Genomic DNA, 25995 nt, shown 5'->3' on the forward strand with positions numbered 1-25995 from the left:
CTCAGGAATGGCGAGTGGGGTGCGTCCGGCGGGTCGGCTGCGTGCGGCGATCCCCGGGGGCGGTCTGGTCGCGCCCCGCCCTGGCGCCGGGGAACCCGTCCAGGTAGCGGCGCGCCGCCTCGAAGCGCTTGAACAGACGGGTCTCCCAGTCTCCGGCCGCCAGATCGGCCTCCGGCATGAACAGCAACGCGGCGGCCGTGCCCAGGCGAAGTCCGAACTCCACGCCGGGATAGGGCTCGGCCACAGGGCGGACATTCCCGCGATCGAGAACCAGGCGCGGATCGACGCGGGCGATGACCTGCTCGAACTTACGAATGGCGTCGTCGACGGGAATCATCGGCTTTCATTGTACGCTAGTCGTGAAGAGATGAACAACGGACCCGGGGGCATCCTGTGGACTGGAAGAGCGCGTTCGATCGGGGACTTCTCTATCACGACTTTCTGGAACGCCACGGCACGGAGACGCATCGCAGGCGCTGGCAGGCCATCTACGACCGCGTGACGCTGACCCCCGCCCAGCGGGCGCTGGTGGCGGGATTCTCCCGGCAGATGTATCTGCTCTGTCTGGCCGGGACCTGGTGCGGGGATTGCGTCCGGGAGGGCGCCATCCTGCAGCGGATCGCGGAGGCCTCGCCCCGGATCGGACTGCGCTTCCTGGATCGTGAAGCGAACCCGGAGCTGGCCCGGGCGCTGTCCATCAACCGTGGCCTGCGCATCCCGATGGTCGTGTTCCTCAGCGAAGACTTCGCGGAGTGTGCCCGCTACGGCGAGCGGACACTGGCCACGTACCGGAAGATGGCCGTGGAAGGGCTGGGCCCCGCCTGCCCCGCGGGTATCGTGCCGCCCGGCGAGGAGTACCTGGCCACCGTGGCGCAGGAGTGGCTGAACGAGATTGAGCGCGTGCAGCTGATGCTGCGTCTGTCGCCCCGCCTGCGGCAGGTGCACGGCGATTGACGCGAACGAGGTGATCGGACGGCGAGGCGGAGCGGGGGCAGCGTCGGCCGATTGCTCCCCCCCGTCGTCCCGCTATAATAGGAGCGGTCCCGGCCCCATCGTCTAGCCTGGTCTAGGACATGGCCCTCTCAAGGCCAAGACACGGGTTCAAATCCCGTTGGGGCTACCAGGCGTCTACCTCGGGCATCTCCCCCGGGCTTACCGTGGTGGAGCGCAGGGTCATCGCCCGTTCGGACGAACTCCACCGGCAGATGCGCTATGTCGCGCGGAGGAAGTACCGGTGAAGAACCGGGTGGGCGACCCGAACCTCCCGCTGGCGTTCAAGATCGCGCAAACCTTCGGGCGGCCGATTGAGGAGATCTTCTTCCCCGACGGCGTGCGCGTTCCGGTTCGCGGGACCGGTCGGTCTCTTTGGCCGCGGCGAGGGACCGGCTCGCCGTGAGCGAGCGCGAGGGCTACCTGCGGATCGTTGCCGCCGCCGTGCTCTGGGGGAGCCTCGGAGTGGCGGGGCGCGTGGCCTTTCGAAACGGGGTCCTCCCGCTGGAGGCGGCGTTCCTGCGCGCGGGCATCGCCTTCGTGGCGATCCTCGCCGCCGTGCTCGCCACGGATCCCGGGCTGCTCCGCGTCCGCCGGCAGGACCTGCCCCTCTTCGGCGCCTTCGGGCTGGTGAGCATTGCCGCGTTCTTCTTCGTCTACCTGTACGCCATCAGCCGCACCACCGTGGCCACGGCGGCGATCCTGCTGTACACGGCCCCGGCCTTCGTCATCCTCCTCTCCGCCCTCTTCTTCCACGAACCGCTCACCCGCACCAAACTGGCCGCCGTGGTGCTGGCCTTCGCCGGCTGCATCCTGGTGGTCCGGGGATACGATCCGCTGAGCCTGCGTCTGAACCTGCCCGGGGTGCTGGCCGGCCTGGCCTCCGGCTTCACCTACGCGATGTACAGCATCTTCGGCAAGACGGCACTGCGGCGCTATTCGCCGATGACCACCCTGACCTATGCGCTGGGCTTTGGCACCGTGATCCTGGGAGCCGCGGCTGTTGGGACCGGGACGGTGCGGATCACCCATTCCCCGGCCGCCTGGTCCAGCGTCGTCTACCTGGCCCTGGTGACGACGCTGGTTGCCCAGTGGCTGTATCTGGCCGGGCTGGTTCCCCTGGAAGCGGGACGGGCCAGCCTCGTGGCGACATTGGAGCCGGTGGTCGCGGCTGCTCTCGGCTACGCGCTGCTCGGCGAAGGGCTGGAGGGCCTGCAGCTCCTGGGGGGGATGCTGGTGCTCAGCGCGGTCCTGCTGGTGCGGTCGAGCCCGCCCGCCGCGCCGCGACCAGGAGCAGGATCGTCCCCAGACTGAGCAGGACGGCGGCCCCGACGAAGGGCGCACTGGAGCCCATCTCGTCCCACAGCAGGCCGCCCAGCAGCGGACCGAGCACAAGCCCGAGGCCCTGCGCCGTCTGGAAGGTGCCCAGGGCGAAGGCGGTGCGCCCGGGCGGGGCGATCTCGCTGACCATGGCATGCCAGGCCGGAGCGGCCAGGGCATACCCCACGCCCAGGACGAAGGCGGCCGCGACCAGGACGGAAAGCACCGGCGAGACGGGAAGGATCCACATCCCCAGCGACGCCAGGGCCATCCCCCACGCCATCGAGCGCAGCTTCCCCCACCGGTCGGCCAGACGGCCCGAGGGCACCGAGGCCGCCGCGACGCTCAACAGGAGGAGGAGGAACAGCGTGCCGATGACGTGCTCGGACAGCCCGACCACCCGTCTGGCATAGATGACCAGGATCGGCGCCAGCAGACCGGCGCCGAACATCTGCAGGAAGGCCACGACCAGCATGCTCAGGAACAGGGGATAGCGCCGCGCGCTCTCCACGACCTCCTCCAGGCGGGGATTGGGAGCGGCGCCGTGATAGCCGATCTCCTCCGTCCGCGCCGGCGGGCGGGGCGGGGCCATCAGGTGGGTGGCACCCAGCCCGCGCAGCGCAACGCCCGAGATCAGGGCCGCGGCGAACAGCACGACCCCGGCCAGGTAGAACCCGGCCGCGTACGTCCCCGACAGGGCGACGGCGTACAGGCCCAGGGAGGGTCCCAGCGCCAGCCCGCTCAGGAAGAACATGTTCAGGGTGCCCATGGCCGCGGCGCGCTGGTGGGGCGGTGTCGTATCGGCGATGACGGCGGCCGCGGCCGGCCACAGGGCCGACGAACCGCCGCCGTCGAGGAGGCGCAGCGGCACAAACAGCCAGGGGGTGCGCAGCAGAGACATGGCGAAGGGCGTCAGGCTGCTGAGCAGCAGGCCTCCGATGATCATCGGCCGGCGCCCCACCCGATCGGCGAGCGACCCCCAGGCGGTCTTCATAACGGTCTCCACCAGGGCAAAGGCGGCCACGACCATGCCGACCATCTTGACACTCGCCCCCAGGCGTTCCGTCAGGTACAGCGGCAGCAGCGGGATAATGGTGGCGAACCCCAGTTCGGCCAGACCGATGACAAAGGCGACGCGGAGGGGGAGGCCGCGCCACCGGGCGATGCGCCCTTCGGGCCCGGTGGACGGCCGTTTGATACGGCTGGGGGTCGAGGGCCTCACCGGCGGGCGGCGCGGGCGATCGCGGCGGTGTGGGCCTGGGTCTCGAGGGCATCGTCGAGGGGGAGGAGCCGGACCTCGCCGTAGCGGGGTCGCAGCGACGCGGCGATCAGGTGATCCGCGAAACGGGGATTCTTCGGCAGCAGCGGACCGTGCAGGTACGTGCCGTAGACCTGTCCGACCACGGCGCCCTCGGTGCCATCGACGCCGTTGTTTCCGAACCCCGACAGCACTTCCCCAAGCGGCCGGGCGCCGGGCCCGAGCCTGGTGCGCCCGCCATGGTTCTCGAACCCCACGAGCGTCGCTCCGCCGAGCAGGGGACACCGAATCACAATGTTCCCGATCAACCGGGGGGCCCCCGGCCCGGGATGGTGCGTGGTCAGATCCAACAGGCCGATCCCCGGCAGGTCGGCGCCCTCCGACGGACGGTAGTAGTGCCCCAGCAACTGGTACCCGCCGCAGACGGCGAGGATGACGGCCTCCCGGGCCGCAGCCTCCCTGAGCGCGGCCTTCTTGCCCTGGAGATCCTCGGCGGCCAGCCGCTGCTGGCGGTCCTCGCCGCCGCCGATGAAGTACAGATCGTAAACGTCGGGCCGCAGCGGGTCCCCCAGCCGACACTCATCGATGCGCACCTCGAGGCCGCGCCGCCGGGCGCGGACGGCGAGGGTCATCAGGTTCCCCCGGTCGCCGTAGAGGTTCAACAGGTCGGGGTACAGGTGGCAGATGCGCAGTTCCATGTCAATCCTCCCAGAACCCCCGCACCGCACCCCGCCGCTGGAGCACCCGTCGCAGCTGGAGCATCGCCGTGTACGTGGGCAGGATGTACAGCGTCCGGCCGTCGGCGAGATCCGCCGCGGTGTCCAGCGCGCGGGCCAACTCCTTCTCCAGACGCACCGCGGGGGAATCGACCCCGGCGTACTTCAGCCGCAGCGCCATCTCCTCGGCGCGGATTCCCGAGACGACGACCCGATCGACCCGGCCGGCGAGCATCTCGAAATCGACATCCCACAACCAGGAGATGTCTCGGCCGTCGGCGGTGAGATCGTTGATTGCGATCAGCGCGACGCGTCCCCCGGCCCGGAGCATGGTGCGCAGGACCTCATTGAACCCTGCCGGGTTCTTCGCCAGGAGCAGCACCGCCTCGGTCTTCCCCACCTGCACGCGTTCGGCCCGGCCGAAGGCCGGCGCGAAGGTGACAATCCCGCGGGCGACCGTCGCCGGCGGGATCTCCAGGGATCGGCAGCAGGCCGCCGCGGCGAGCACGTTGTGGATGTTGTACACGCCGGGAAGCCTGGTCTGGACGCGGGCTTCGCCTTCCGGGGTGCGCAGGAGAAACGCCGTCCCCTCGATCCCCCGGATCCGGACCTCCTCCGCGGCCACAGCCGGCGCAGGCCGCGCGCGAGCGCACTGCGGGCAGCGGTAGACGCCCATGTGGCCGAAGTAGACCACGACGTACCGGTAGGGCACCCCGCACCGGTAGCAGTATCGCGAGTCGGCCGTGTGCTCCAGGGTATCCAGCCCGCAGCCGACATCTTCGATCCCGTAGGGCACGCGCACGCCGGCGTGCGCCGCCGCGACCTCCGTCACCAGGGGGTCGTCGGCGTTGAAGACGACCACCCCCTGCGGCCCCAACTCCTCCAGGGCGGCGCGCCAGCGCGCGCCGATGATGTCGATCTCCCCGTAGCGGTCCAGCTGGTCGCGGAACAGGTTGGTCAGCACCACGACCCGAGGGCGCAGGTGCGGGCGGAGGAGAGGGAGCGTGGCCTCGTCCACCTCAAAGACGCCCACATCGGCCCGGACGGCGCCGAGCACATCGGCCTGCTGCACCAGCGCGGCGGTGATCCCCGCAGCCAGGTTGGCTCCGGCGCGGTTGTGCACCGAAACCAGTCCGGCCAGCCCGAGGATGTGGCTGATGAGGCGGGAGGTCGTCGTCTTGCCGTTGGTCCCGGTCACGACGATCGTGCCCCGGGCCAGGCGCCGGGCCAGACGTGACGTGACGTCGGGGAGCAGGCCGCGCGCCACCCGGCCGGGCATCGTGGTTCCCCCGCCGGCTCCCAGGAACCGGGAGAGGGCGGCGGTGGTTTTTCCGGCAGCGATGGCGGCGGCCAGACGAAGGTCCGTCACTTAGAACCGTCCGTCACTTAGAACCGGCGGGCCCCCAGGTACCGCGCCCTGTAGTACCGGTGCTCCAGGGATGTCACGGTGACACGACCGAAGCCGCTGGAGGCGTGCACGAACTGGTTGGCGCCCAGGTAGAGCCCGACGTGGCTGGGGCCCGGCCGCGTCGTGGTGAAGAAGACGAGATCCCCCGCTTCCAGCTGGTCGCGCGCCACGGGGGTGCCCTGCGTCCACAATGCCCAGGTCGTGCGCGGCACGGTGACCCGTACCCTCCGCAGGACATAACTGACGAACCCCGAGCAGTCGAATCCCGCGGGCGACCTGCCCCCCCACCGATAGCGCACACCCAGGTGGCGGCGCGCCGCGGCGGCCAGCAGGGCGGTCCACGCCGCGCCGCGCGACGGAAGGCGGCCCATCCGGGCAGCCGGACGCCGGGCCTGGCGCCCGGGGATAACCGGCCGCCGGCCGGCGCGCAGCCGGTCCGAATCGGGCAGAGGGTTGGCCGCGATGAGTTCCGCGGTGGAGACGCCGTAGCGGGCCGCGATCGCCGACAGCGTGTCTCCGTTTCCCACGGTGTGGGTTGCCGCGGCAAAGGCCGGGGCGGGGAAGAACAGGGCCCAGGCGACAACAATGATCAAGGCCTCCCGTGCCGGTTGCCGTCGGTCCACTTCCACGCGGGCCTCCAGAGGCGAACTGCGCTGCGGTGTGCCGAACGGGTATTCGCGCCCCGGCCTGCGGGCTCCTGGCGTGACAGGAGCGTGAAGCCGGACGCGTAAGTTGACGGGGTCGAGTCCCCTGACGGGCGTAAGGGGTGGAGGAGGACGGGCATAGAGTTGGTACAATCCTATGCGACGGCGTATAATGACCGCCGGGGGGAGGGAATGAGCTTGATCCACATGAAGGTGCGCGGAGTCGCGCTCGACCAGCAGATGAACCCGGTGGTCTTGCTGGTGGACCAGGCCGAAACGATGGCCTTACCCATCTGGATCGGCCAGGCCGAGGCCACAGCGATCGCCATGGAGCTGCAGAGCGTGAAGCCTCCGCGGCCGATGACCCATGATCTCCTTCGCTCCGTGCTCCAGCAGCTTTCCGTCGCGGTACTCCGGGTCGTGGTCACCGAGGTCAGAGAAGCCACCTACTTTGCGGAGATCCACCTGGCTAAGAACGGGACGCCCCTGGTGATCGACTCCCGCCCCAGCGACGCCATCGCCCTGGCCCTGCGGGCGGAGGCGCCGATCTTCGTGTCGGAGAGCGTGGCCAACCAGGCCATCCAGCTCAAGAAGCCGCTCGACCAGGAGATGGACGAGTTTCGCAAGTTCCTGGAGTCCGTGAAGCCCTCGGACTTCAAGGGCACCGTCCACTGACGAAGGGCTCTTCGCGACCGGCTCCCTCTCGATTCCGCCGCACGGACGCCGCGGTTCTACGCGCCGGTCCGGTCCCGAACCCGCCGTTCCGGGCGTGACGCCCCGTCGATGATGGAGTTCGTCGGTAAAGTGGTCCTGGTGACCGGGGGAAGTCGCGGCATCGGCCGGGCCGTCGCCGCGGCCTTCGCCCAGGCAGGAGCCGCCGTGGCCGTCGCCTACCACCGGAGCAGGACCGAGGCGGAAGGCGTCGCCCAGGCGCTGCGCAGGGCCGGCCGCCGGGCACTGGCCATCCAGGCCGACGTCTCGCGCGCGGGACAGGTGGCGGACCTCGTCCGTCGGATCCAGGAGGAGTGGGGACGGCTGGACGTTCTGGTCAACAACGCCGGGATCCTCAGGCGCAGCCCGCTGGACGGGCTCACGCTCCAGGAGTGGCAGGAGGTCCTCGACACCAACCTCACAGGGGCGATGCTGTGCGCGCAGGCCGCCGCCCCCTTGCTGCGGGCCAGCCGGGGGAGCATTGTGAACGTGGCCAGCATCCGCGGCCTGATCGGCGGCACCTCCCCGGCCTACGCCGCCAGCAAGGGCGGCCTGGTCGCCTTCACGAAGACGCTGGCCCGCACCCTGGCCCCCGAGGTCCGCGTCAACGCCGTCGCCCCCGGCTTCGTGGACACCGACCTGAACGCGCACCTCACCGTGGAGGACCGCGAGAGGATCACCGGACAGATTCCCCTCGGCCGGTTCGCCGAACCGGAGGAGATCGCCGCAGCCGTGGTCTTCCTGGCCTCGCCCCGCGCCGCCTACATCACCGGGCAGACCCTCGTGGTGGACGGCGGGCTCACTATGTGGTAGCCTCAGGTGGTGCTGAACCCGCGGCGGTCGTAGGTGTAGAGTTTGCCGTTGGCCCGCAGGCGGACCGGATTGCGCCAGAGCAGGTAGACGGCCTTCAGGAACAACCCCACGCGCTTGCTGTCCAGCTTGCGCTCTTCGTCGCGGTGGACCAGGACCAGTTCACGCTGGTGCGGTCCCGGCTCCACCTCGATGTAGGGCTCGCCCTTGAACAGCTTCTGGGTGATGAGCATCTCCTTGACCCGCTGCAGGTCGTAGGACTTCTGCTTCTCCTTGGGATCGTAGACGAAGATGTCCAGGGCCCGCACCATCTCCTCTGTCAGCACCTCGTCGATCAGCCGGATGTCCTCGTAATAGGTGCGTATCTCCAGCGCCCGGTCGAAGCCCCGGTCGTTCTTCACCCGCTGGAACAGGGCGTAGCCGATGGTGTAGGGGGCGGGGCGGTTACACAGCTGGACACCCACGCTGGCCCACTCCCGGCTGGTCAGCACCTCGCGCAGCAGTTCGGCCTCGACGAAAGTGGCCCAGCCTTCGTTGATGATGTGGGTTCGCTGGATCAGGTCGAAGTATTCCGCCTCCTCGCGGATCATGGCCAGGATGTGCCGCTCCCACTCCTCCAGCGGGGCCCGCTCCTCCAGGGCGTAGATGAGGAGTCTGCGCCGCGCCGCCGGGTTGCGCTCGAAGGCGTTCACGGTGCGGGAGACGGTCAGCACGGCGTCCAGCAGCGGCTCAACACGCTCCCGGCCGTAGGTGGCCTCGTACTTCCGGATGGTTCGGGCGTGGAGCTCGGCCTCGTTGAGCATGTTCTTGTTGGACTTGCGGTACCAGTGGTTGTTCTTGAAGAAGTCCACGTGGCCGAAGACATGGGCGATGACCAGGACGTTCTGGAGGTAGGTGTTGCTGCCGCGCAGGAAGGCGTAGCTGGGATTCGTGTTCAGGACCAGCTCCAGGATGCTGAAGACCTCCTTGTTCTGCTGGAGGGTCAGCTCCTTGTAGGCCCCGCCCCAGTACCAGTGGATGAACCGGTTGGGCAGGCCCATGCTGGCCACCTCGGCCAGCTCGTCGCTGTCTGTGAGGCGGAAGACCACCGGGTCGAAGGAGAGGCCGCGCTCCCGGGCCAGCCCCTCGATGCGGTCAATGACGCCGCGATAGGGCTCCACGCCGCCGCTCACGTTCCTCGGCGAAAAACCTCAGGAATTCGGCCGCCGTCTTGCGGATGGCGTCGACGTCCACCAGGTTGCTGAACAGGACGCGGCCCCGCCGCCCCGCGGCCTCCTGCACGTACTCCGAAAAGCCGCCCACCCCGCGGCCGCCCGGGTTGACGTGCCCGTAGCAGACCAGGTCGAACCGCTCCAGGGCCTCGGCGAACCGGCGCTTGGCCAGATCAAAGTCGCCCGACGACGTCTCGCCGTCCGTGAAGAGGAACAGGAATTTGTCGTGCTCGGTGACGCCCTGGAGGAGCTGCACGGCCTTCTCAAACCCGGCGGAGATGTGGGTCCCGCCGCTGCTCTCGACGCAGAAAAACTCGTCGCGCGTCTTCTCCTCGGCCACATCCTGGAAGACGACGTACCGCCGGAGGTTGGTGGGGTAGCGGCGCTCCAGGTAGTGCCACAGCACGAAAATCGTCTTCCGCACCAGGGAGAGGTACTCCCCGCGCATGGAGCCGGAGATGTCCAGGACGTAGACCTCGACGGAGCGGTGGTTCCGGTAGTCGGTGGGATCCTCCACGAAGTACCAGCCGTCCTGGGCCAGCTCGACCTCGTAGTCGCCGACGCCCCGCTCCCGGAGATTGCGCTGCAAAGCGGCCAGCATCGTCTCCTCCAGGTTCAGGTCGGGACGCAGGCCGATGCGGTCGAGATCGTACAGTTCCGGAAGATCCAGCGCCTCCGCTTCCCCGCCGGTGGCGGCATCGGCAAAGACAGGCAGGTGGATCTCGTCCAGCAGCACCTCCTGGGCCAGGCGGACGAACTCGTCGAAGTCCAGCTCCACCTTCATCTCCTTGCCGTGGTGGTCCCCGCCCAGCAGCCCGCCCAGAACCTGCATCTCCTCCCCGCCGGCCTGGCCGCTCCCCCCGCCGGCCCCGGCGCCGCCGCCGCGGGCCAGCACCGCGCTCTCCTCCCCAAACTTCAACGTCGGCAGGTCCAGCGTGGCGATCTGGGTCTTCACCCGCCCGTCAACCACGAGCTCCTTCTGTTGGATGAGCTCGTTGAGATGCTGCTTGAGGTATTCGCGCAGGAGCGTGTCGTGTTTGTGCTGGGCGATGCGCCCCCGGTGGATGCGCATGGCGCGGGACGGGGGCACGGCTAGAAACTCCTCCCGATGACCTTGAACAGCGACCGGGCGCAGACGTCGCAGTAGCCGTACTCCTGGGTGGCGCTGCGGTACAGGACATCCAGCAGTTGCTGGCTCTTGCTGTCCAGCTCCTCGCTCTTCTCATAGAGCCGGAGGAGGTTCTTGATCTTGTTGAAGACGATCTCGTTGATCACCGGACGGAGGTGCTCGTTCTCCGTATAACGCATGCGGCGCAACTCATCCCTGCGCTCCAGCAGGACGTTCTCGAAGGCCACCCGCCCCTGCCGGCTGATCTGCCGCTTCTGGACCATAATCCCCTCGACCTCATCGACCAGTTCCTTCTCCCCGTTGGCCAGCGGCTCCCCGGCCACGTTGCGCGCGGCGGCGTCCAGATAGTTGAGGTAGAGGTTCTGGGCATAGTCGTAAAAGTGCCCGGGCACGATCTCCTCGACGATGAGATCGATCTTCCTGTTGATGAACTCGACCTTCGTCTCCTCGAACTGCTTGAGCAGTTCTTTCACGTTCAGGTCCTTGAAGGACTGGTGCTCGAAGGTCCGTTCCACGGCCGCGGCGATCGTGTCCAGGTCCAGGCAGCGGTCGGCCAGGGTGTAGGCGTAGGAGAAGGCGTCCTCGAAGAACCGCGGGGACAGTCCGCGCAGCCCCTGGGACTCCTCGCGGGTCTTCAGGGCATAGCGCGCGGCGAGTTCGTAGACGTCCTCCGGGACGTGTTTGTCTTCTCCGCGGATGCGGTTGGCCCGGCTGATCAGGGCCTTGTAGATCTTCTTCTCGCCCTCCAGATCGGTGTTGTAGGGGAAGTCGATCTTGTGGATGCGGCCGCGCAGCGGCTCCATGATGTCCTCGGAGACGAAGACCGTGTACTCCGGGTAGTTGCTGTGCCCGATCACCACCTCGTCCACGTGCACGGTGGGAAAGCTGGCCAGGTCGATGCGCTTGCTCTGGATGAGCTCCAACAGCAGGGAGAGGAGCTGGCGGCGGCTCTTGAAGACCTCCGTCCAGTCCAGGATGCCGCGGTTGGCCCAGATGATCTTTCCCTCGAAATCGTAGGCCGCGGGATCGTAGGTGGACCCCCGCTCCTTGAGCATGGCGAAATTGATGTTGCCGACGAAGTTGGTGATGTCCTCGCGCCGCAGGTCGGTGGGGGTGTGCTTGGCCACGCCGATCTTGTCCCGGGCCGAGATGTAGATCCGGGTGATGGGGACCGCGCGCCACGTGCCGTGGCGGGCGATGATCCGGTCACACACCGGACAGGGCACGGCCTCCTCGTGCCAGAAGATGCCGTGGTCTTCGCGCACCTCCGGCGGCACCAGGTCGAAGGGGTGCTGGTGGAAGGGACAGCCCTCTACCGCGTACAGCGCGCCGCTCGCCGTGTGGGAGTATTCCTCCAGCTTGCGCTTCAGCCGGTCCACGGTCATGGACTTGCCCGAGCCCTGCGGACCGACCAGGAGGAGCAGCCGCCGTTCCATGGACATCGAGTACGCCCGGAAGTAGGCCACGATGTCGTCAAGCTGCTTCTCCATGCCGTAGACGCCCTCGAAGACGCGGTCCCGGCCGTAGTGTTCGATCATGTCGGAGATGTAGTGGTGCGTGGTCCGGCGGAGGCGGCGGTCGTGTCGCGACTCCTGGAGGTAGTCGGCAACGGTGTGCATCTCAGCCCCTGGTATCCCTCCAGACGACGACGACCGGATTGCTGGTTCTCATGCCCACCCTCCCGCCCGGCCAGTCGGGCGAGAAACGCAGAAACCCGGCCGACAGGCTTCCGCCGGGTTCCGCGACGACACGAGCGTGCGCCTGATTGCCTGGGGCGCGTGGTCGCATGGAATACGCTCCGTCTGGCCCGTCCCGGGGGACGGGACTGAGTCCGAGTATGCGCCGGATGATGACAAACCTGTCACGGCGGCGCGTCAGACCGCCGGATATTGCTGGTGAGTATACGGCGGGCCTTCCCCGCTGTCAAACCGTACGAGAGGACCAGAGGGGCCGGACGGGCGGCCTACGAAGCGTGGTCCGGGGTCAAGGCGGCCGGCGACGCCGCGACGTGCACAGCGTCGGCCAAACGCCGACTGAGGTCCTGCTCCGCGCCCTCGGTGCGCACCCGCAGGCCGCCGTCGGCGGCGACCTGCAGCACGCGCACTTCGGTCCCCGGAAGCAACCCCGCCCCGGCCAGATCGCGCAGGACCTCCGGATTGCGGTCGCTCACGCGCACGATGGTGCCGCCCTGCCCCGCCCGCAGGTCGGAGAGGAGGGGATAGTGCGCCTCGGCCACCGTCCCGTCGCGGCCGGGGATGGGATCGCCGTGGGGATCGTGGGTCGGCTCCCCCAGGGAGGCGGCGATCCGCTCTTCCAACTCCTCGGAGAGGACATGTTCCAGGCGGTCCGCTTCCTGGTGGACGCGCTCCAGGCTGACCCCGAGCGCCTGGGACAGGTAGAGCTCCAGCAGCCGGTGATGGCGGATGACCTCCAGGGCCACCTTCTCCCCCGTCGCCGTCAGCACCACGCCGCGGTACGGCGCGTGCTCGACCAGGCGGAGCTGGGCCAGCTTCTTGATCATGTTGGAGGCGGACGCGGGGGAGACCGCCATCTCCGCGGCCAGGGCATTGGTGGTGACCCCCGCCTCCTTCCGCTGGAGCCGGTAGATCGTCTTGAGGTAGTCCTCGACGGAACGGGTGAGCATCGTCAGGCCGCCACGAACAACCCGGTCAGATACATCACCAGCAGACCCGCCCCGAACCCGGCGAGCTGATACCCGAAAGCCGGACGGCGCCCTTCGGCGACCATCATCCTGACGATCTCGTAGACGACCTGGAAGATCGCGCCCGCGCCGAGGGCCAGGAACAGCACGGCCAGCACCGGCGAATAGCTCAGGCCGCCGACCCAGGTCCCCAGGATCGTGGGCAGGCCGGCCAGCGCGCCCAGCCCGGTCAGCCGTCCCAGCGTCACGTGGTCGCGGGCGATGGGCGCGACGATGGCCAGCCCTTCGGTGGTATTGTGGACGGCGAACCCGATGACGAGGAAGGTGCCCAGCGCCACCTTGCCCAGACTGTAGGCCGCGCCGATGGCCAGCCCCTCCCCGAGGTTGTGCAGGCCGATCCCCAGGGCGACGAGGAGGGCCAGGGCGAAGCGCCGACGGACGCCCTCGGCCTGCACCAGGCGCCGGCTGACCCAGACCAGGAACAGCGCCGCGGCGAGGATCCCCAGCAGGACGAGGGCCGGCCCCTGGAAGGCCGGCGGGAGGCCGCCCGCGGCCTCGAGCGCATCCTCCAGCGCGTCCACGCCAAGAAACAGCAGCAACCCGGCGGTCAGCGCCAGGAAGAAGGACACCCACCGCTGGTCCAGGTCCCGGATGAAGGGCAGCCACAGCAGGCCGAGGAAGACCGGGATAACCCCCACATAGACGCCGAGGAGCGTGAAGGTGAGCAGGTAGCGGGGGTCCACGCGCGGACTGGCCGTCGCCACTTCCACAGTGTGCTCGAACGCCACGCCGGTGGAGGTGAGCAGCTTCAGATGGTGGGCTTCTCCTTCCACCCAGGGATAGGCCAGGGTGATGGTGGCCCTGCCCAGCCGCGGCACCGTGGCTCCGGGGACGATGGTGAACTGCCAGTACGCCCCGTCCACGAGGACCTGGGCGATGGTGACCGGCTGCGGCCCGCCGTTGGTCACATGGACCACCATCTGCCCCGGGCTGAGCGCGACCCGAGCGACGGTCAGTTCTTCGACGGGCGGGAAAGCGGCCTGGAACACTCCCAGCGGCCCGACCCGCAACAGCACGATGACCAGGACGGCGAGGAGGATCAGCGGCAGGACCGCCCAGATCAGGGTCGCCTGCCGTCTAGACGACGCCATCGTCGGTCACCTCGAACATCCCCATCCAGCCGAGCTCGGTGAACTCCGTCTGGTGGGCGTGGAACATGAACCGGCCGGCGAAGGGGAAGCGCATCTCGAGGATGGCGCGTTCGGCCTGGCACAGCATGATGGTGTCCGTGAACTCCGTGGGCCGCAGCTGCGTGCCGGTGCGGTAGACGTGGAAGAAGTTGCCGTGGATATGGATGGAGTTGACGGGGTCGAACTCTGTGACGTTGACCAGGTAGATGCGCACCAGTTCGTTGCGCTTCACCGGGATGGGGTGTCTGGCGTAGTAGAAGGCTGCGGTGTTGACCGCATAGACCTCGTTCTCGTCGTCAAAGTTGGTGTCGAAGGCGTTCATCATCATGACCAGCTCCCGCGCCGGCGGTCGGCCCCGCTTGGGATCGACGATGAACGTGCCGTAGAGGCCCTTGTGGATGTGGCGCTTGAGGGGCAGGGAATGGCAGTGGTACAGATGGAGGCCGAAGGGGGAGGCCTCGAACTCGTAGGTGAAGGTCTCCCCCGGAAGGACGTCGCCCTTCCCGATGCCCGGCACCCCGTCCATCTCCGCCTTGTGGAACCCGTGAAAGTGCAGCGTGTGGGGATGCCGGCTGGCGTTGATCAGCTTGACGCGCATCAGATCCCCCTCCCTGGCCCGGAGGGTCGGGCCGGGGACCGCGCCGTTGAACACCCAGGCGGGGAAGAAGATCCCGGGGGCGATCTCGATCTCCCGCTCCGAGGCGACGATGGTGTACTCGCGGAGGGTGCGGCCGTCGGGCAACGTAGTGACCTTGCCCCAGTCGAACCGGGTCAGGTACTGCATCGGGTCGAAGCCCAGCCGCCTGAGGTCCACCTCGCCCACCGTGGCGTTGCCGCCGTGGACCGACAGGTGGGGTGGAGCGGCCACCGCCGCGGGAGACCTTCCCATCCGGCCGGCGGCAAGGACACCCAGCAGTCCGGCCGTACCCCTCAGCAGAAAGCCTCGTCTGGTCAGCGCCACTTTAGCCCCGTCTAAATTAGCCTTGGCTAAAATCTACTCCAGGCTTTAGGCGGCAGTCAAGGCCGTAGGACGGGGTTTAGGCGGGGAGGATCCGAGAGCTTTCGGCGGTCGGGGGCGGTCGGTCGGGTCCCAGCCGGCCGGGGTCAGGTCGGCCGGGGTCGGGCGGGCTGAGATCCGGCCGGTCACAGACCGGACAGGGACGTTCGCAGGGCTCGACATGGATCGTGATGTCCGTCGCTGGCAAAGCCTCCTCGACGTGGCGCTCGAGGTCGTCGCAGAGGGCGTGGGCTTCCCCCACGCGGAGGACGCGGTGCAGCACCAGGTGCAGGTCCAGGAAGCGCCGCGGGCCCACTTTCCGGGCGCGCAGGGCGTGGTATTCGACGATCTCTCCGCGGTGCTCGTCCAGGATGCGTCGGACGGCCGCCTCTTCGCCCGGAGGAAGGCTGGTGTCCATCAACCCGCCGACCGCCTGCAGGAAGACCGTACCGCCCATCCGCAGCACGTGCAGGGAGACCGCCACGGCGACCGCGGCGTCGACCCGCGGCTGCCGGAAGAACCAGCTGAGGCCGAGCCCGACGAAGACGCCGATCGATGTCAGCACGTCGGCCAGCAGGTGTCGGGCGTCCGCCTCCAGGGCGGCGGATTCGACCACCCTTGAGACCTTCAGCAGGAAGCGCGCGGTCAGGTAGTTGGCCGTCGTCGCGGCGGCCAGCACGGCCAGTCCCCAGTCGAGGTGGCGCAGCGGCAGGGGGCTCAGAAGGCGGAGGACGGCCGTCACCAGGACCCAGCCCCCGGCCAGGATGATCATCGCTCCTTCCGTGGCCCCGCTGAGATACTCGGCTTTCCCGTGGCCGTATTGATGGGCCGCATCGGGCGGCCGGGCGGCCACGATGAGGCTGAGCAGGGCGACGTTGGCCGCCACCACATTGACGACGGATTCGGCCGCATCGGACAGAATGGCCATGGATCCGGTCAGCAGGTAGGCGCCGAACTTGAACAGCAGGATGGCGACGCCGGCGCTCACCGAGACCAGCGCCGCCCTGACTTGCGGCACACCCATGGGCCCGGCCGCTGGGTTGGTGACGGGCTCCTCCCGAACGCGCATCGGTACGAGTCTACCACCGGGAGGGGGGTGCGGCCGTCCCTGCCGGACCGCCGCGAGGAATTCCCCCCGCGGGCGCGAACGAGCACCCCAGCATGCGACGCCTGCTGGCCTGGCTGCTGGCCGTTGTCCTGCTGGCTGTGGTCGTCGCCGGCGGAGCGGGCACCTATCTGATCATCCGCGCCTTCCCGCGCACGGAGGGTCTCCTGGCCGTCCCCGGCCTGGAGGAGCCGGTGGAAGTCCTCCGGGACCGCTGGGGTGTTCCGCACCTTGTTGCCCGCAATGCCTACGACCTGTTCTTCGCCCAGGGGTTCGTGCACGCGCAGGACCGGCTCTGGCAGATGGAGTTCAACCGGCGCGTCGCCTCCGGTCGGCTCTCGGAGATCTTCGGGGCCACGACGCTGTCCACCGACCGCTTCCTCCGCACCGTCGGGCTGCGCCGCGCGGCGGAGGCGGAGTGGCCGATCCAGGACGAGGAGGCCAGGGCCGCCGCCCGGGCCTACGCCGACGGCGTCAACGCCTTCCTCAGGCTGGCCGGCTCCCGGCTTCCGGTGGAGTTCACGCTGCTGCGTTTCCGGCCGGACCCCTGGACGCCGGTCGATTCGCTGGCCTTCGCAAAGCTGATGGCCTGGGTCCTGTCGGGGAACTGGGAGTCCGAGATCCTCCGCGCCCACCTCGCGGCCCGCTTCGGTCCCGACGGCATGCGGGCGCTGATGCCGCCGTACCCTGCGAATCATCCCGTCATTGTCCCCCGCACCGACTTCGCCGACTTCCGCTCGCCGGCCGTCCTGCGCCTGCTTGAGGCCGCCCCGTCGCGCCGCGGCGTGGGGAGCAACAACTGGGTCGTCTCCTCCGCCCGCACCGACACCGGGGCCCCCCTGCTGGCCAACGATCCGCACCTGGAAGCGGGGATGCCCTCCATCTGGTACGAGATGCACCTGCAGGGCGGCGGGTTCAATGTCATCGGCGCCACCTTCCCCGGCACGCCGGGCGTCGTCATCGGCCACAACGAGCACATCGCCTGGGGCGTCACCAACGCGGGGCCGGACGTCCAGGATCTCTACATCGAGCGCTTCCATCCTGCCGATCCGACGCGGTACCTGTTTCGCGGCCGGTGGGAACGGGCCGCGGTGGTCGAGGAGCGCATCGTGGTCCGGGGCCGGCGGGAACCGGAGGTGTTGACCGTCCGCATCACCCGCCACGGTCCCGTCCTCAACGCCGTCGTGGAAGGATTGCCGTCGTTTCTGGCCCTGCGCTGGACGGCGCTGACGCCGGGGAAGATCCTCTCCTCCCTGGGCAGGCTGAACCGGGCCCGCAACTGGCGGGAGTTCCGGGAGGCCCTGCGCGACTGGACGGTCCCCGCGCAGAACTTCGTCTACGCGGACCGGGAGGGCAACATCGGCTACCAGCTGCCCGGCCGCATCCCCCTCCGGGCCCGGGGCGACGGCCTGCTGCCCGTCCCCGGATGGACCGGCGAGTACGAGTGGGTCGGCGAGATCCCCTTCGACCGGCTGCCGTCGTGGTTCAATCCCGAACGCGGATACCTCGTCACGGCCAACAACCGGATCGTACCGCCGTCGTACCGGTATCTCCTGGGATTGGAGTGGGATCCCGGATTCCGCGCGCAGCGCATCGAAGCGATGCTGCGGGAGAAACCCAGGCTCGGCCTGCCGGATTTCCAGCGCATCCAGAACGACCTCCTCTCGCTTCCGGGCCAGGCCATGGTCCGCGCGCTGGGCACGGTGCGTGTGACGACGGAACCGGGGGCCTGGATGCTGGCGGAACTGCGGGGATGGGACGGCGTGCTCAGCCCGGACAGCCGGGCGGCGGCGATCTACGAGGCGGTGCGGGTGACGCTGCCCCGCCTGCTGTTCGCCGATGTGCTCGGCCCCGACCTCTTCAAACGGTACCTGGACCGGTCGGATGCCTGGATGCTGGCGGTGACCCGCCTGCTCAACGATCCCGCCTCGCCGTGGTGGGCGCCGCGGGGTCGGGACGCCGTCGTGGTGCAGGCGTTGGAGGAAGCGTACGACATCCTGCGCCACCGGCTGGGCAGCGATCGGACGACCTGGACGTGGGGGCGCCTGCACGTGATGCGCTTCGAGCATCCCATGGGCCGGGTGCGGGCGCTGTCCTGGATCTTCAACGCCACAGCGCCCCCCACGGGGGGCGACCTCTACACCGTGAACAACGGCGGGTTCGACGCCACGACCTTCCGGCAGGTGGTGGTCGCCTCGTACCGACAGATCGTCGACCTCGCCGACTTCGACCGCTCCGTCGCCATTCACACCACGGGACAGAGCGGGCTCCCCTTCCACAGGCACTACAAAGACTTCGTCCCCCTGTGGGCCCGGGGACAGTACCATCCCCTGGTGTTCTCGCGGACGCGGATCGAGGCCGAAGTGGCGGGTCGACTCACCCTCCGTCCTCCCTGATCGACCGGAATACCGGCGCGGCCCGATTCCCCTCCGGGCCGGCACCGCGCTACGCTGGGGCCATCGGCAACGTCCCGCGGCGTCCAGGAGTTGTACCCGACCGCGGAGAAGGGGGACCCGTCCATGCGCCGGTTGCGCAGCGCGGCCGTTCTCGGTTCGGGCGTCATGGGCGCGGCGATCGCCGCGCACCTGGCCAACGCCGGCGTGTCCGTCCTCCTGCTGGACATCGTCCCCACAGAGCTGACGGAGGAGGAGCGCCGACGCGGGCTGAGCCTGGACGATCCCGGGGTCCGCAACCGCCTCGCCGCCGCGGGCAAGGAGCGCGCGCTGCGGAGTTCCCCCGCCGCGTTCTTCACCCCGGCCCGGGCCAGCCTGGTCACGGTGGGCAACTTCGAAGACCACCTCCGGGACATCGCCGGCTGCGACTGGGTGATCGAAGCGGTGGTCGAGGATCTGGCAATCAAGCAGCAGCTGCTGGAGCGCGTCGAGCGGCACTGGCGGGAGGGGACCGTGGTCAGCACGAACACCTCGGGTCTGCCCGTGGCCCAGATCGCCGCGGGACGCTCGGCGGCCTTTCAGCGGCACTTCCTGGGCACGCATTTCTTCAACCCCCCGCGGTACCTGAAACTGCTCGAGGTCATCCCGCTGCCCCAGACCGACCCGGCGCTGGCGGCCACCGTCACGGCGTGGGGAGAGCGCCAGCTGGGGAAGGGCGTGGTCTACGCCCACGACCGCCCCAACTTCATCGCCAACCGGATCGGGACCTACGGCTTCCGCAAGGCCGTGCAGCTCATGCTCGAACTCGGCCTGACCGTCGAAGAGGTGGACGAACTCACCGGCCCGCTGATCGGCCGGCCGCGCAGCGCCACCTTCCGCACCACCGATCTGGTCGGGCTGGACACCGTCATCCACGTCTCGGAGAACGCCTACCGCAACCTGCCCGACGACCCGGAGCGCGATATCTTCCTCGTGCCGCCGCTGTTCCACGAGATGGCCCGACGCGGCTGGCTGGGCGAGAAGAGCGGCGGCGGCTTCTACCGACGGGTGGACGGCGAGATCTACGCCCTCGACTACACCACGATGGAGTACCGGCCCCGCCGGAAGCCTCAGCTGGCCGGCGTGGAGAGCGCGCGGATGATCGAGGATCCCGCCAGGCGGCTGCGCCAGCTCCTTTCCCTGCCGGATAAGGCGGGGCAGTTCCTCTGGAAGCTTACCAGCAGCATCCTGGCCTACGCGGCGCGACGCGTCCCCGAGATCGCCGACGACATCGTCAACGTGGACCGGGCGATGCGCTGGGGCTTTGCCTGGGATCTGGGGCCCTTCGAGACGTGGGACCTGCTCGGCGTCGGCGAGATCGCCACGCGGCTGCGGGACGAGGGCCGCGACCTCCCGCCGCTCGTCCAGGAGGTGCTGTCGCAGGGCGACGGCGTCTTCTACCGCACACGGAACGGGACCCGGGAGTACTACGACCTCGCCCTGCAGTCCTATCGACCGGTCCCCGAACGGGCCCACGTCCTCTCGCTCTCCACACTCGTGGCCGGCGGGCGCACCGTCCACAGAAACCCCGGGGCCAGCCTGATCGATCTCGGCGACGGCATCGCCTGCCTGGAGTTCCACTCCAAGGTCAACGTCATCGGCGAAGACACGCTGCGGATGTTGCAGACGGCCCTGGACGAGGTGCGGCGCAACTTCGACGGTCTGGTCATCGGCAACCAGGGCCAGGAGTTCTCCGCCGGCGCCAACCTGATGCTCATGCTGCTCGAGGCGCAGGAGGGGAACTGGGACGACATCGCCGCTGCGATCCGCATCGGCCAGCGGTTGCATGAGGCCATCCGCTACTTCGAAAAGCCGGTGGTGGCGGCGCCCTTCAACCGGGCGCTGGCCGGCGGATGTGAGATCTGCCTGCACTGCGCCCGGGTCCAGGCCGCGGCGGAAACCTACATGGGCCTGGTGGAGACCGCCATGGGCCTCATTCCCGCCTGGGGCGGCACCACGGAGATGGTGCGCCGGGCGGTCTCCCGTCTGCCCGCCGGCGTCGACGCCGACCTGTTCCCGATGGTCCGCTTCGCCTTTGAGACCATCGCCCTGGCCAAGGTCTCCACCTCCGCGGAGGAAGCCTTCGCCCTGGGCTATCTGCGCGAGGGTGACGGGATCACCATGAACGGCGACCACCTCCTTCACGACGCCAAAGAGGTGTGCCTGTCCCTGGTTCGCACGGGATACCGGCCGCCGCTGCGCCAGACCTTCAGGGTCGTCGGGGAACGCGGCCTGGCGGCCATCGAAACCTACCTGTACCTGATGCGCACCGCCGGCCAGATCAGCGACCACGACGCCCACGTCGGGCGGCGATTGGCCTACGTGGTCTGTGGGGGCCGCGTCCCCTACGGTACCGAGGTGTCGGAAGCGTACATGCACGATCTGGAGCGTGAGGCGTTCATCGGCCTGCTGGGGCATCCCCGCACCCAGGAGCGGATCCGTCACTTCCTGCAGACGGGCCGCCCCCTTCGCAACTGAACCCTCTCCCCGGCCCTCGCGCGGGCCGAGGCGGCGACCACGATGAGCGGGCATCGCACCGGCGCCGTGACGTTGTTCTTCAAGGCCGTCGCCTTCGCTCTGGGGCGATAGCGGAGGGGTTAGAATAACGGCAGGAAGTCTCGGATCCAGGAGGCCGACACGGCGAATCCCGTTCCAGCCATCCTTCGTCTCAGCCACACCCCGCAGGAGGTGCCCTCATGCGACAGGCGGTCATCGTATCCGCGGTGCGAACGGCCGTGGGGAAAGCGCCGCGGGGCACGCTCAAGGACACCCGCCCCGACGAAATGGCCGCGGCGGCCGTCGCCGAGGCGGTCCGCCGCGTCCGGGGGCTGGAGCCGGCCCAGGTGGACGACGTCATCCTGGGCTGCGCCCTGCCGGAGGCGGAGCAGGGACTGAATGTGGCGCGCATCGCGGCGCTGCGCGCCGGCCTTCCCCACACCGTGCCCGGGCAGACCGTGAACCGGTTCTGCTCCTCGGGATTGCAGGCCATCGCCATTGCGGCCGAACACATCATGGCCGGCTTCGCCGACGTCGTCGTCGCCGGCGGGACGGAGAGCATGAGCCTGATGCCGGGGCAGACCGGCCACACCTTCGCCCCGAACCCGCACCTGGTGGAGCATTGGCCCGAAGTGTTCACCTCTATGGGGCTGACGGCGGAGAACGTGGCGCGGCAGTTCGGCATCAGCCGCGAGGACCAGGACGCCTACGCCCTGCGCAGCCACCTCCGCGCGGCGGAAGCCATCCGCGGCGCGCGGTTCGCCGACGAGATCGTGCCCCTGGTGGTGAAGCGGTGGGAGTCCGACGGCGAAGGACGCCCCAGGGCCCAGGAGATCGTCTTCCAGACCGACGAAGGCGTGCGCTTCGACACCTCCCTCGAGGCGCTGGCCAAGCTCAAACCGGTCTTCGCCAGGGAGGGCACGGTCACGGCCGGCAACTCCTCGCAGACCAGCGACGGGGCGGCGGCGGTGGTCGTCATGTCGGACGAACGGGCCAGCCGGCTAGGACTCGAGCCGCTGGGAGTCTTCCGCTCCTTCGCCGTCGCCGGTGTGCCGCCGGAGATCATGGGCATCGGCCCGGTGGAAGCGGTGCCCAAGGCCCTCAGGCTGGCCGGTCTGAAACTGGACGACGTCGATCTGATCGAGCTGAACGAGGCCTTCGCCGCGCAGACCCTCGCCGTGATCCGACAGCTGGGTCTCGACGAGGAAAAGGTCAACGTCAACGGCGGGGCGATCGCCCTCGGCCATCCCCTGGGATGCACGGGGGCGAAGCTGACGGCAACCCTGCTCTACGAGATGGCCCGCCGCCGCAGCCGCTACGGCCTGGTCACGATGTGCATCGGTGGCGGGATGGGCGCCGCGGGCGTCTTCGAACGGCCCCACTGACTCTGACATCCGGAGGAGGCGCGAGATGGACGCGAAGGCAGTCACCGCCCCCGTCGCGGGCGGAGGGTTCCTGATCGGGGAGACGGCTCCGGCCGAGGTGTTCACGCCGGAGGATCTGAACGAAGAGCAGCGGATGGTCCGCCAGAGCGTCCGGGAGTTCGCCGAGCGGGAGCTGGTGCCCAACCTCAACCGCCTCGAGGAGAAGGACTGGGACCTGACGCGCCGCCTGTTCCGCACCCTGGGCGAGATGGGCATCCTCGGCATCGAGGTGCCCGCGGCCTACGGCGGCTCGGAACTGGACAAGATCACCGCCACCGTCGTGGCGGAAGAACTTTCCTACGGCTCCTTCGGCGTCAGCTACGGCGCACACACCGGGATCGGCATGGAGCCCATCATCTTCTTTGGCACCGACCTGCAGCGTCAGCGCTACCTGCCGAAGATGATCCGCGCCGAGCTGATCGGCGCCTACGCCCTCACCGAGCCCACCGCCGGTTCGGACGCCATGTCCATCCGCACCAGAGCCGTCCGGGCGCCGGACGGCGGCTGGATCCTAAACGGCACGAAGCAGTTCATCACCAACGCCGCGTTTGCCGACATCTTCACCGTCTTCGCCAAGGTGGACGGCGAGCACCACACCGCCTTCCTGGTGGAGCGCGGCTCCCCCGGCTTCACGGTCGGCGAGGAGGAGCACAAGATGGGCATCCGCGGCTCCTCCACGGCCTCGCTCTTCCTGGAGAACGTGCACCTACCCCCCGACCACCTCCTGGGCGAGGTGGGGCAGGGCTTCAAGATCGCGATGAACATCCTGAACATGGGCCGCTTCAAGCTGGCCGCGGCGCTGGTCGGGGCCTGCCGCCATATCCTGCCCCAGGCCGTGGCCTACGCCGTGGAGCGGCAGCAGTTCGGCCGATCGCTGAGTTCCTTCGGGCTGATCAAGGCCAAGATCGCGGAGATGGCCATCCGCACCTACGTCGCCGAGTCCATGGTCTACCGCACCGCGGGGCTGATCAACAACGCCCTGGGCGGTGTCCACGGCGATCCTCAGGAAGCGATGCGCGCCCTGGAAGAGTACGCCGTGGAGTGCGCCGTCAACAAGGTGTTCGCCTCGGAGGTCTTGGACTTCGTCACCGACGAGACCGTCCAGATCTTCGGCGGCTACGGCTTCATCGAGGAGTACCCGGCGGCCCGGGCCTATCGCGACGCCCGCATCAACCGCCTCTTCGAAGGAACCAGCGAGATCAACCGCCTGCTCACCACCGGCATGCTGCTGCGCCGGGCGCAGCGCGGCCGGCTGGGGCTGATCCCGGCGGCGATGGCCGTGGCCCAGGAACTCACGGCCCCGGCCCTGGGCGAGTCTTTGGAGACGGGACTGCTGGCGGAGGAACGGCGTCTGGTGGCCATGGTGAAAAAGGCCGCGCTGTTCGCCGCCGGGGCGGCGGTGCAGAAGTACCTGGAGGCGATCGAGGAGCAACAGGAAGTGCTGGCGGCGATCGCCGACATGGTCATCGAAACCTTCGCCATGGAGAGCGGGCTGCTGCGCGCCCTGAAGGCGGTGCAGCGGGACGGCGAGGCGGCGGCGGCCACCAAGATGGCCATGATCCAAACCTACATCAACGATGCGATCCCGCGGGTGGACGCCTGGGCGAAGACGGTCCTGGCCGCGGTCGAGGAAGGGGACACCCTGCGCACCGCCCTGGCCGGCCTGCGGCGGTTCCTGCGCCACACGCCGGTGAACACCGTGACCCTGCGCCGGCAGATCGCCGACCGTCAGATCAGCGCGGGGCAGTACGTGAGCTGACCATGGCCACCCTGATCGAGCACCGGCCCTGGCTGCGCTTCTACGAACCGGGCGTACCCCACACGCTGCAGTACCCGTCCCTCCCGGTGCCTGCCCTGCTGGACGAGTCGGCGGCGCGCTTCCCCGACCACAGCGCGGTGGTCTTTTTCGGCGCGCGCCTGTCCTACCGCACGCTGGACCGCCTCACCCGGCGGTTCGCCGCGGCCCTGGGGCGGCTGGGAGTGGCCCCCGGCGACCGGGTGGCGCTGCACCTGCCCAACAGCCCCCAGTTCCTGATCGCATACTACGGCGCGCTGCGGGCCGGGGCCGTGGTCGTCCCCTTCAACCCGCTCTACGTGGAGCGGGAGATCGAACATCAACTGTCCGACAGCGGGGCGGAGGTCTCCGTGACCTTGGACCTCTTCTACCCGCGGATTGCCGCCGTCCGTCAGCGGACCCGGGTGCGCGAGATTGTCGTCACCGCGATCAACGACTTCTTCCCCCTGCACCTCCGCCTGCTGTATCCGCTCAAGGCGCGGCGCGAGGGGCAGCTGGTGCCCGTTCCCAGGGCGAAAGACATCCACCGCCTGACCGACCTGCTCGCGTCGGATGCGGAGACGACGCCCCGATTCCCCGCCGTCGATCCGGGATCGACGGCGGTGCTGCTGTATACCGGCGGGACGACCGGCATCCCCAAGGGCGCCGTGCTCACCCACCGGAACCTGGTGTGTAACGTCCTGCAGTGTCGGGCCTGGTTCACGGGGCTGCGTCCCGGCCAGGATACCGTCGTGGCGATCATCCCCTTCTTCCACTCCTATGGGATGACCTCGGCGATGAACTTCTCCGTGGCCACAGGGTCCCGTCTGGTCCCCCTGCCGCGATTCCAGCTGGAGCTGGCGCTGGAGGCCATCGACCGCTACCGCCCCCAGATCTTCCCGGGCGTGCCCACGCTGTACACGGCCATCATCAACGCGCCCGAGATCGGCCGCCACGACCTGCGCTCCATCCGGGCCTGCATCTCCGGCGCGGCCGCGCTTCCCCTGGAGGTCCAGTCGCGCTTTGAGGCCCTGACCGGCGGCCGGCTGGTCGAGGGCTACGGGTTGACCGAGGCGTCGCCCGTCACGCACGCCAACCCGATCCAGGGGACGCGGAAGACCGGCAGCATCGGGATCCCCTTCCCGGACACGGACGCCCGCATCGTCGACCTGGAGACCGGGACCCGCACGCTGGACCCGGGGGAGGTGGGCGAACTGGTCGTCAGCGGACCCCAGGTGATGCGGGAGTACTGGAACCGACCCGATGAAACCGCCCTCGTCCTGCGCGGGGGCTGGCTGTACACCGGCGATATGGCCCGGATGGACGAGGACGGGTTCTTCTACATCGTGGACCGCAAGAAGGAGATGATCATCACCGGCGGGCTCAACGTCTTCCCCCGCGAGGTGGAAGAGGCACTGTACGCGCATCCCGCGGTCCTGGAGGCGGCCGCGGTCGGTATTCCCGAGCCCTATCGGGGCGAAGTGGTGAAGGCCTACGTGGTACGCAAGCCCGGCGTCCAGGTCACCGCAGACGAGATCGTCGAGCACTGCAAGAAGCTTCTGGCGCCCTTTAAGGTGCCCAAGGTGGTGGAGTTCCGGGAGGCGCTGCCCAAGTCGATGGTCGGGAAGATCCTCCGCCGCGTGCTCCTGGAGGAGGAACGCGCCAAAGCGGGCAGGTGACGCCGGAAAACCCCGGCCGCGCCCCGCCGGGCTCGCCCG

22 protein-coding genes and 1 tRNA gene are annotated in these 25995 nt (G+C 69.0%); 11 read left to right on the plus strand and 12 right to left on the minus strand.

Translation table 11 applies throughout. The features are described 5' to 3' along the window. Nucleotide 1: 1 nt before the first annotated feature. On the minus strand, nt 2-337 hold the full coding sequence (locus QN141_00375) for a hypothetical protein (protein ID MDR7556927.1): 336 nt from the start codon (nt 335-337) through the stop codon (nt 2-4). A 56-nt stretch (nt 338-393) separates the two neighbouring features. Here QN141_00375 and QN141_00380 point away from each other — a divergent pair, with 56 nt between their 5' ends. The 4 genes from QN141_00380 to QN141_00395 all read left to right on the plus strand — a co-directional run bounded on the left by QN141_00380 (nt 394) and on the right by QN141_00395 (nt 2304). After that, complete coding sequence (locus tag QN141_00380; protein MDR7556928.1) at nt 394-954, plus strand: thioredoxin family protein; 561 nt, start codon at nt 394-396, stop codon at nt 952-954. 91 nt (nt 955-1045) lie between these two features. After that, a tRNA-Glu gene (locus tag QN141_00385) sits at nt 1046-1123 on the plus strand. 111 nt (nt 1124-1234) lie between these two features. Then, nucleotides 1235-1396, plus strand: a complete 162-nt coding sequence (locus QN141_00390; GenBank protein ID MDR7556929.1) for a hypothetical protein — start codon at nt 1235-1237, stop codon at nt 1394-1396. Continuing rightward, nucleotides 1393-2304 (plus strand): EamA family transporter, encoded by a 912-nt coding sequence (locus tag QN141_00395; GenBank protein ID MDR7556930.1) that lies wholly within the window; start codon nt 1393-1395, stop codon nt 2302-2304. Before QN141_00390 ends, QN141_00395 begins: the two co-directional genes overlap by 4 nt. Here the strand turns inward: QN141_00395 and QN141_00400 are convergent. The 4 genes from QN141_00400 to QN141_00415 are packed head-to-tail and all read right to left on the minus strand — an operon-like array spanning nt 2231 to nt 6285. Next, nucleotides 2231-3532, minus strand: coding sequence for an MFS transporter (locus QN141_00400; GenBank protein ID MDR7556931.1), 1302 nt, complete (start codon nt 3530-3532; stop codon nt 2231-2233). The genes QN141_00395 and QN141_00400 overlap by 74 nt on opposite strands. Further along, a complete protein-coding gene (locus QN141_00405; protein ID MDR7556932.1) occupies nt 3529-4266 on the minus strand; it encodes a glutamine amidotransferase in 738 nt (245 codons plus the stop codon). Before QN141_00405 ends, QN141_00400 begins: the two co-directional genes overlap by 4 nt. Before the next feature lies 1 nt (nt 4267). Then, complete coding sequence (locus QN141_00410) at nt 4268-5653, minus strand: Mur ligase family protein (GenBank protein MDR7556933.1); 1386 nt, start codon at nt 5651-5653, stop codon at nt 4268-4270. A 17-nt stretch (nt 5654-5670) separates the two neighbouring features. Then, a complete protein-coding gene (locus QN141_00415; GenBank protein MDR7556934.1) occupies nt 5671-6285 on the minus strand; it encodes a LysM peptidoglycan-binding domain-containing C40 family peptidase in 615 nt (204 codons plus the stop codon). A 243-nt stretch (nt 6286-6528) separates the two neighbouring features. On the opposite strand from QN141_00415, the gene QN141_00420 reads away from it, so the two are divergent. Together QN141_00420 and QN141_00425 are read left to right on the plus strand one after the other, a co-directional pair. Then, nucleotides 6529-7011, plus strand: coding sequence for a bifunctional nuclease family protein (locus QN141_00420; GenBank protein MDR7556935.1), 483 nt, complete (start codon nt 6529-6531; stop codon nt 7009-7011). Between the two features lie 108 nt (nt 7012-7119). Then, nucleotides 7120-7860: a 3-oxoacyl-ACP reductase family protein gene (locus QN141_00425; GenBank protein MDR7556936.1), complete on the plus strand. Its 741-nt coding sequence runs from the start codon at nt 7120-7122 to the stop codon at nt 7858-7860. 2 nt (nt 7861-7862) lie between these two features. On the opposite strand, the gene QN141_00430 is transcribed toward QN141_00425, so the two are convergent. The 7 genes from QN141_00430 to QN141_00460 all read right to left on the minus strand — a co-directional run bounded on the left by QN141_00430 (nt 7863) and on the right by QN141_00460 (nt 16070). Next, nucleotides 7863-9017, minus strand: coding sequence for a SpoVR family protein (locus QN141_00430; protein ID MDR7556937.1), 1155 nt, complete (start codon nt 9015-9017; stop codon nt 7863-7865). Continuing rightward, complete coding sequence (locus QN141_00435) at nt 8992-10158, minus strand: DUF444 family protein (protein ID MDR7556938.1); 1167 nt, start codon at nt 10156-10158, stop codon at nt 8992-8994. Before QN141_00435 ends, QN141_00430 begins: the two co-directional genes overlap by 26 nt. A 2-nt stretch (nt 10159-10160) precedes the next feature. Next, complete coding sequence (locus tag QN141_00440) at nt 10161-11816, minus strand: hypothetical protein (GenBank protein ID MDR7556939.1); 1656 nt, start codon at nt 11814-11816, stop codon at nt 10161-10163. Nucleotides 11817-12160: 344 nt separating this feature from the next. After that, a complete protein-coding gene (locus QN141_00445) occupies nt 12161-12841 on the minus strand; it encodes a metal-dependent transcriptional regulator (GenBank protein MDR7556940.1) in 681 nt (226 codons plus the stop codon). Between the two features lie 2 nt (nt 12842-12843). Further along, nucleotides 12844-14010, minus strand: coding sequence for a metal transporter (locus tag QN141_00450; GenBank protein ID MDR7556941.1), 1167 nt, complete (start codon nt 14008-14010; stop codon nt 12844-12846). Then, the gene (locus QN141_00455; GenBank protein MDR7556942.1) at nt 13997-14917 is read right to left on the minus strand and encodes a multicopper oxidase domain-containing protein; all 921 of its coding nucleotides are present in this window, start codon (nt 14915-14917) and stop codon (nt 13997-13999) included. Before QN141_00455 ends, QN141_00450 begins: the two co-directional genes overlap by 14 nt. Nucleotides 14918-15086: 169 nt before the next feature. Then, entirely contained in the window at nt 15087-16070 is a 984-nt protein-coding gene (locus tag QN141_00460; protein MDR7556943.1) for a cation diffusion facilitator family transporter, read from the minus strand. Nucleotides 16071-16207: 137 nt separating this feature from the next. On the opposite strand from QN141_00460, the gene QN141_00465 reads away from it, so the two are divergent. The 5 genes from QN141_00465 (at nt 16208) to QN141_00485 (ending at nt 25956) form a co-directional block, all read left to right on the plus strand. Next, nucleotides 16208-18547 carry a penicillin acylase family protein gene (locus QN141_00465; GenBank protein ID MDR7556944.1) on the plus strand — a complete coding sequence of 780 codons (2340 nt, stop codon included), beginning with the start codon at nt 16208-16210 and terminating at the stop codon, nt 18545-18547. Nucleotides 18548-18670: 123 nt separating this feature from the next. Continuing rightward, nucleotides 18671-21061, plus strand: a complete 2391-nt coding sequence (locus QN141_00470) for a 3-hydroxyacyl-CoA dehydrogenase/enoyl-CoA hydratase family protein (protein MDR7556945.1) — start codon at nt 18671-18673, stop codon at nt 21059-21061. A 218-nt stretch (nt 21062-21279) separates the two neighbouring features. After that, nucleotides 21280-22464, plus strand: coding sequence for an acetyl-CoA C-acyltransferase (locus tag QN141_00475; protein ID MDR7556946.1), 1185 nt, complete (start codon nt 21280-21282; stop codon nt 22462-22464). 25 nt (nt 22465-22489) lie between these two features. Next, entirely contained in the window at nt 22490-24262 is a 1773-nt protein-coding gene (locus tag QN141_00480) for an acyl-CoA dehydrogenase family protein (GenBank protein ID MDR7556947.1), read from the plus strand. Between the two features lie 2 nt (nt 24263-24264). Continuing rightward, nucleotides 24265-25956, plus strand: a complete 1692-nt coding sequence (locus QN141_00485) for a long-chain fatty acid--CoA ligase (protein MDR7556948.1) — start codon at nt 24265-24267, stop codon at nt 25954-25956. The last annotated feature ends 39 nt before the right edge of the window (nt 25957-25995 follow it).

It is taken from the genome of Armatimonadota bacterium (assembly GCA_031459765.1).
Lineage (GTDB): Bacteria > Sysuimicrobiota > Sysuimicrobiia > Sysuimicrobiales > Kaftiobacteriaceae > Kaftiobacterium > Kaftiobacterium secundum.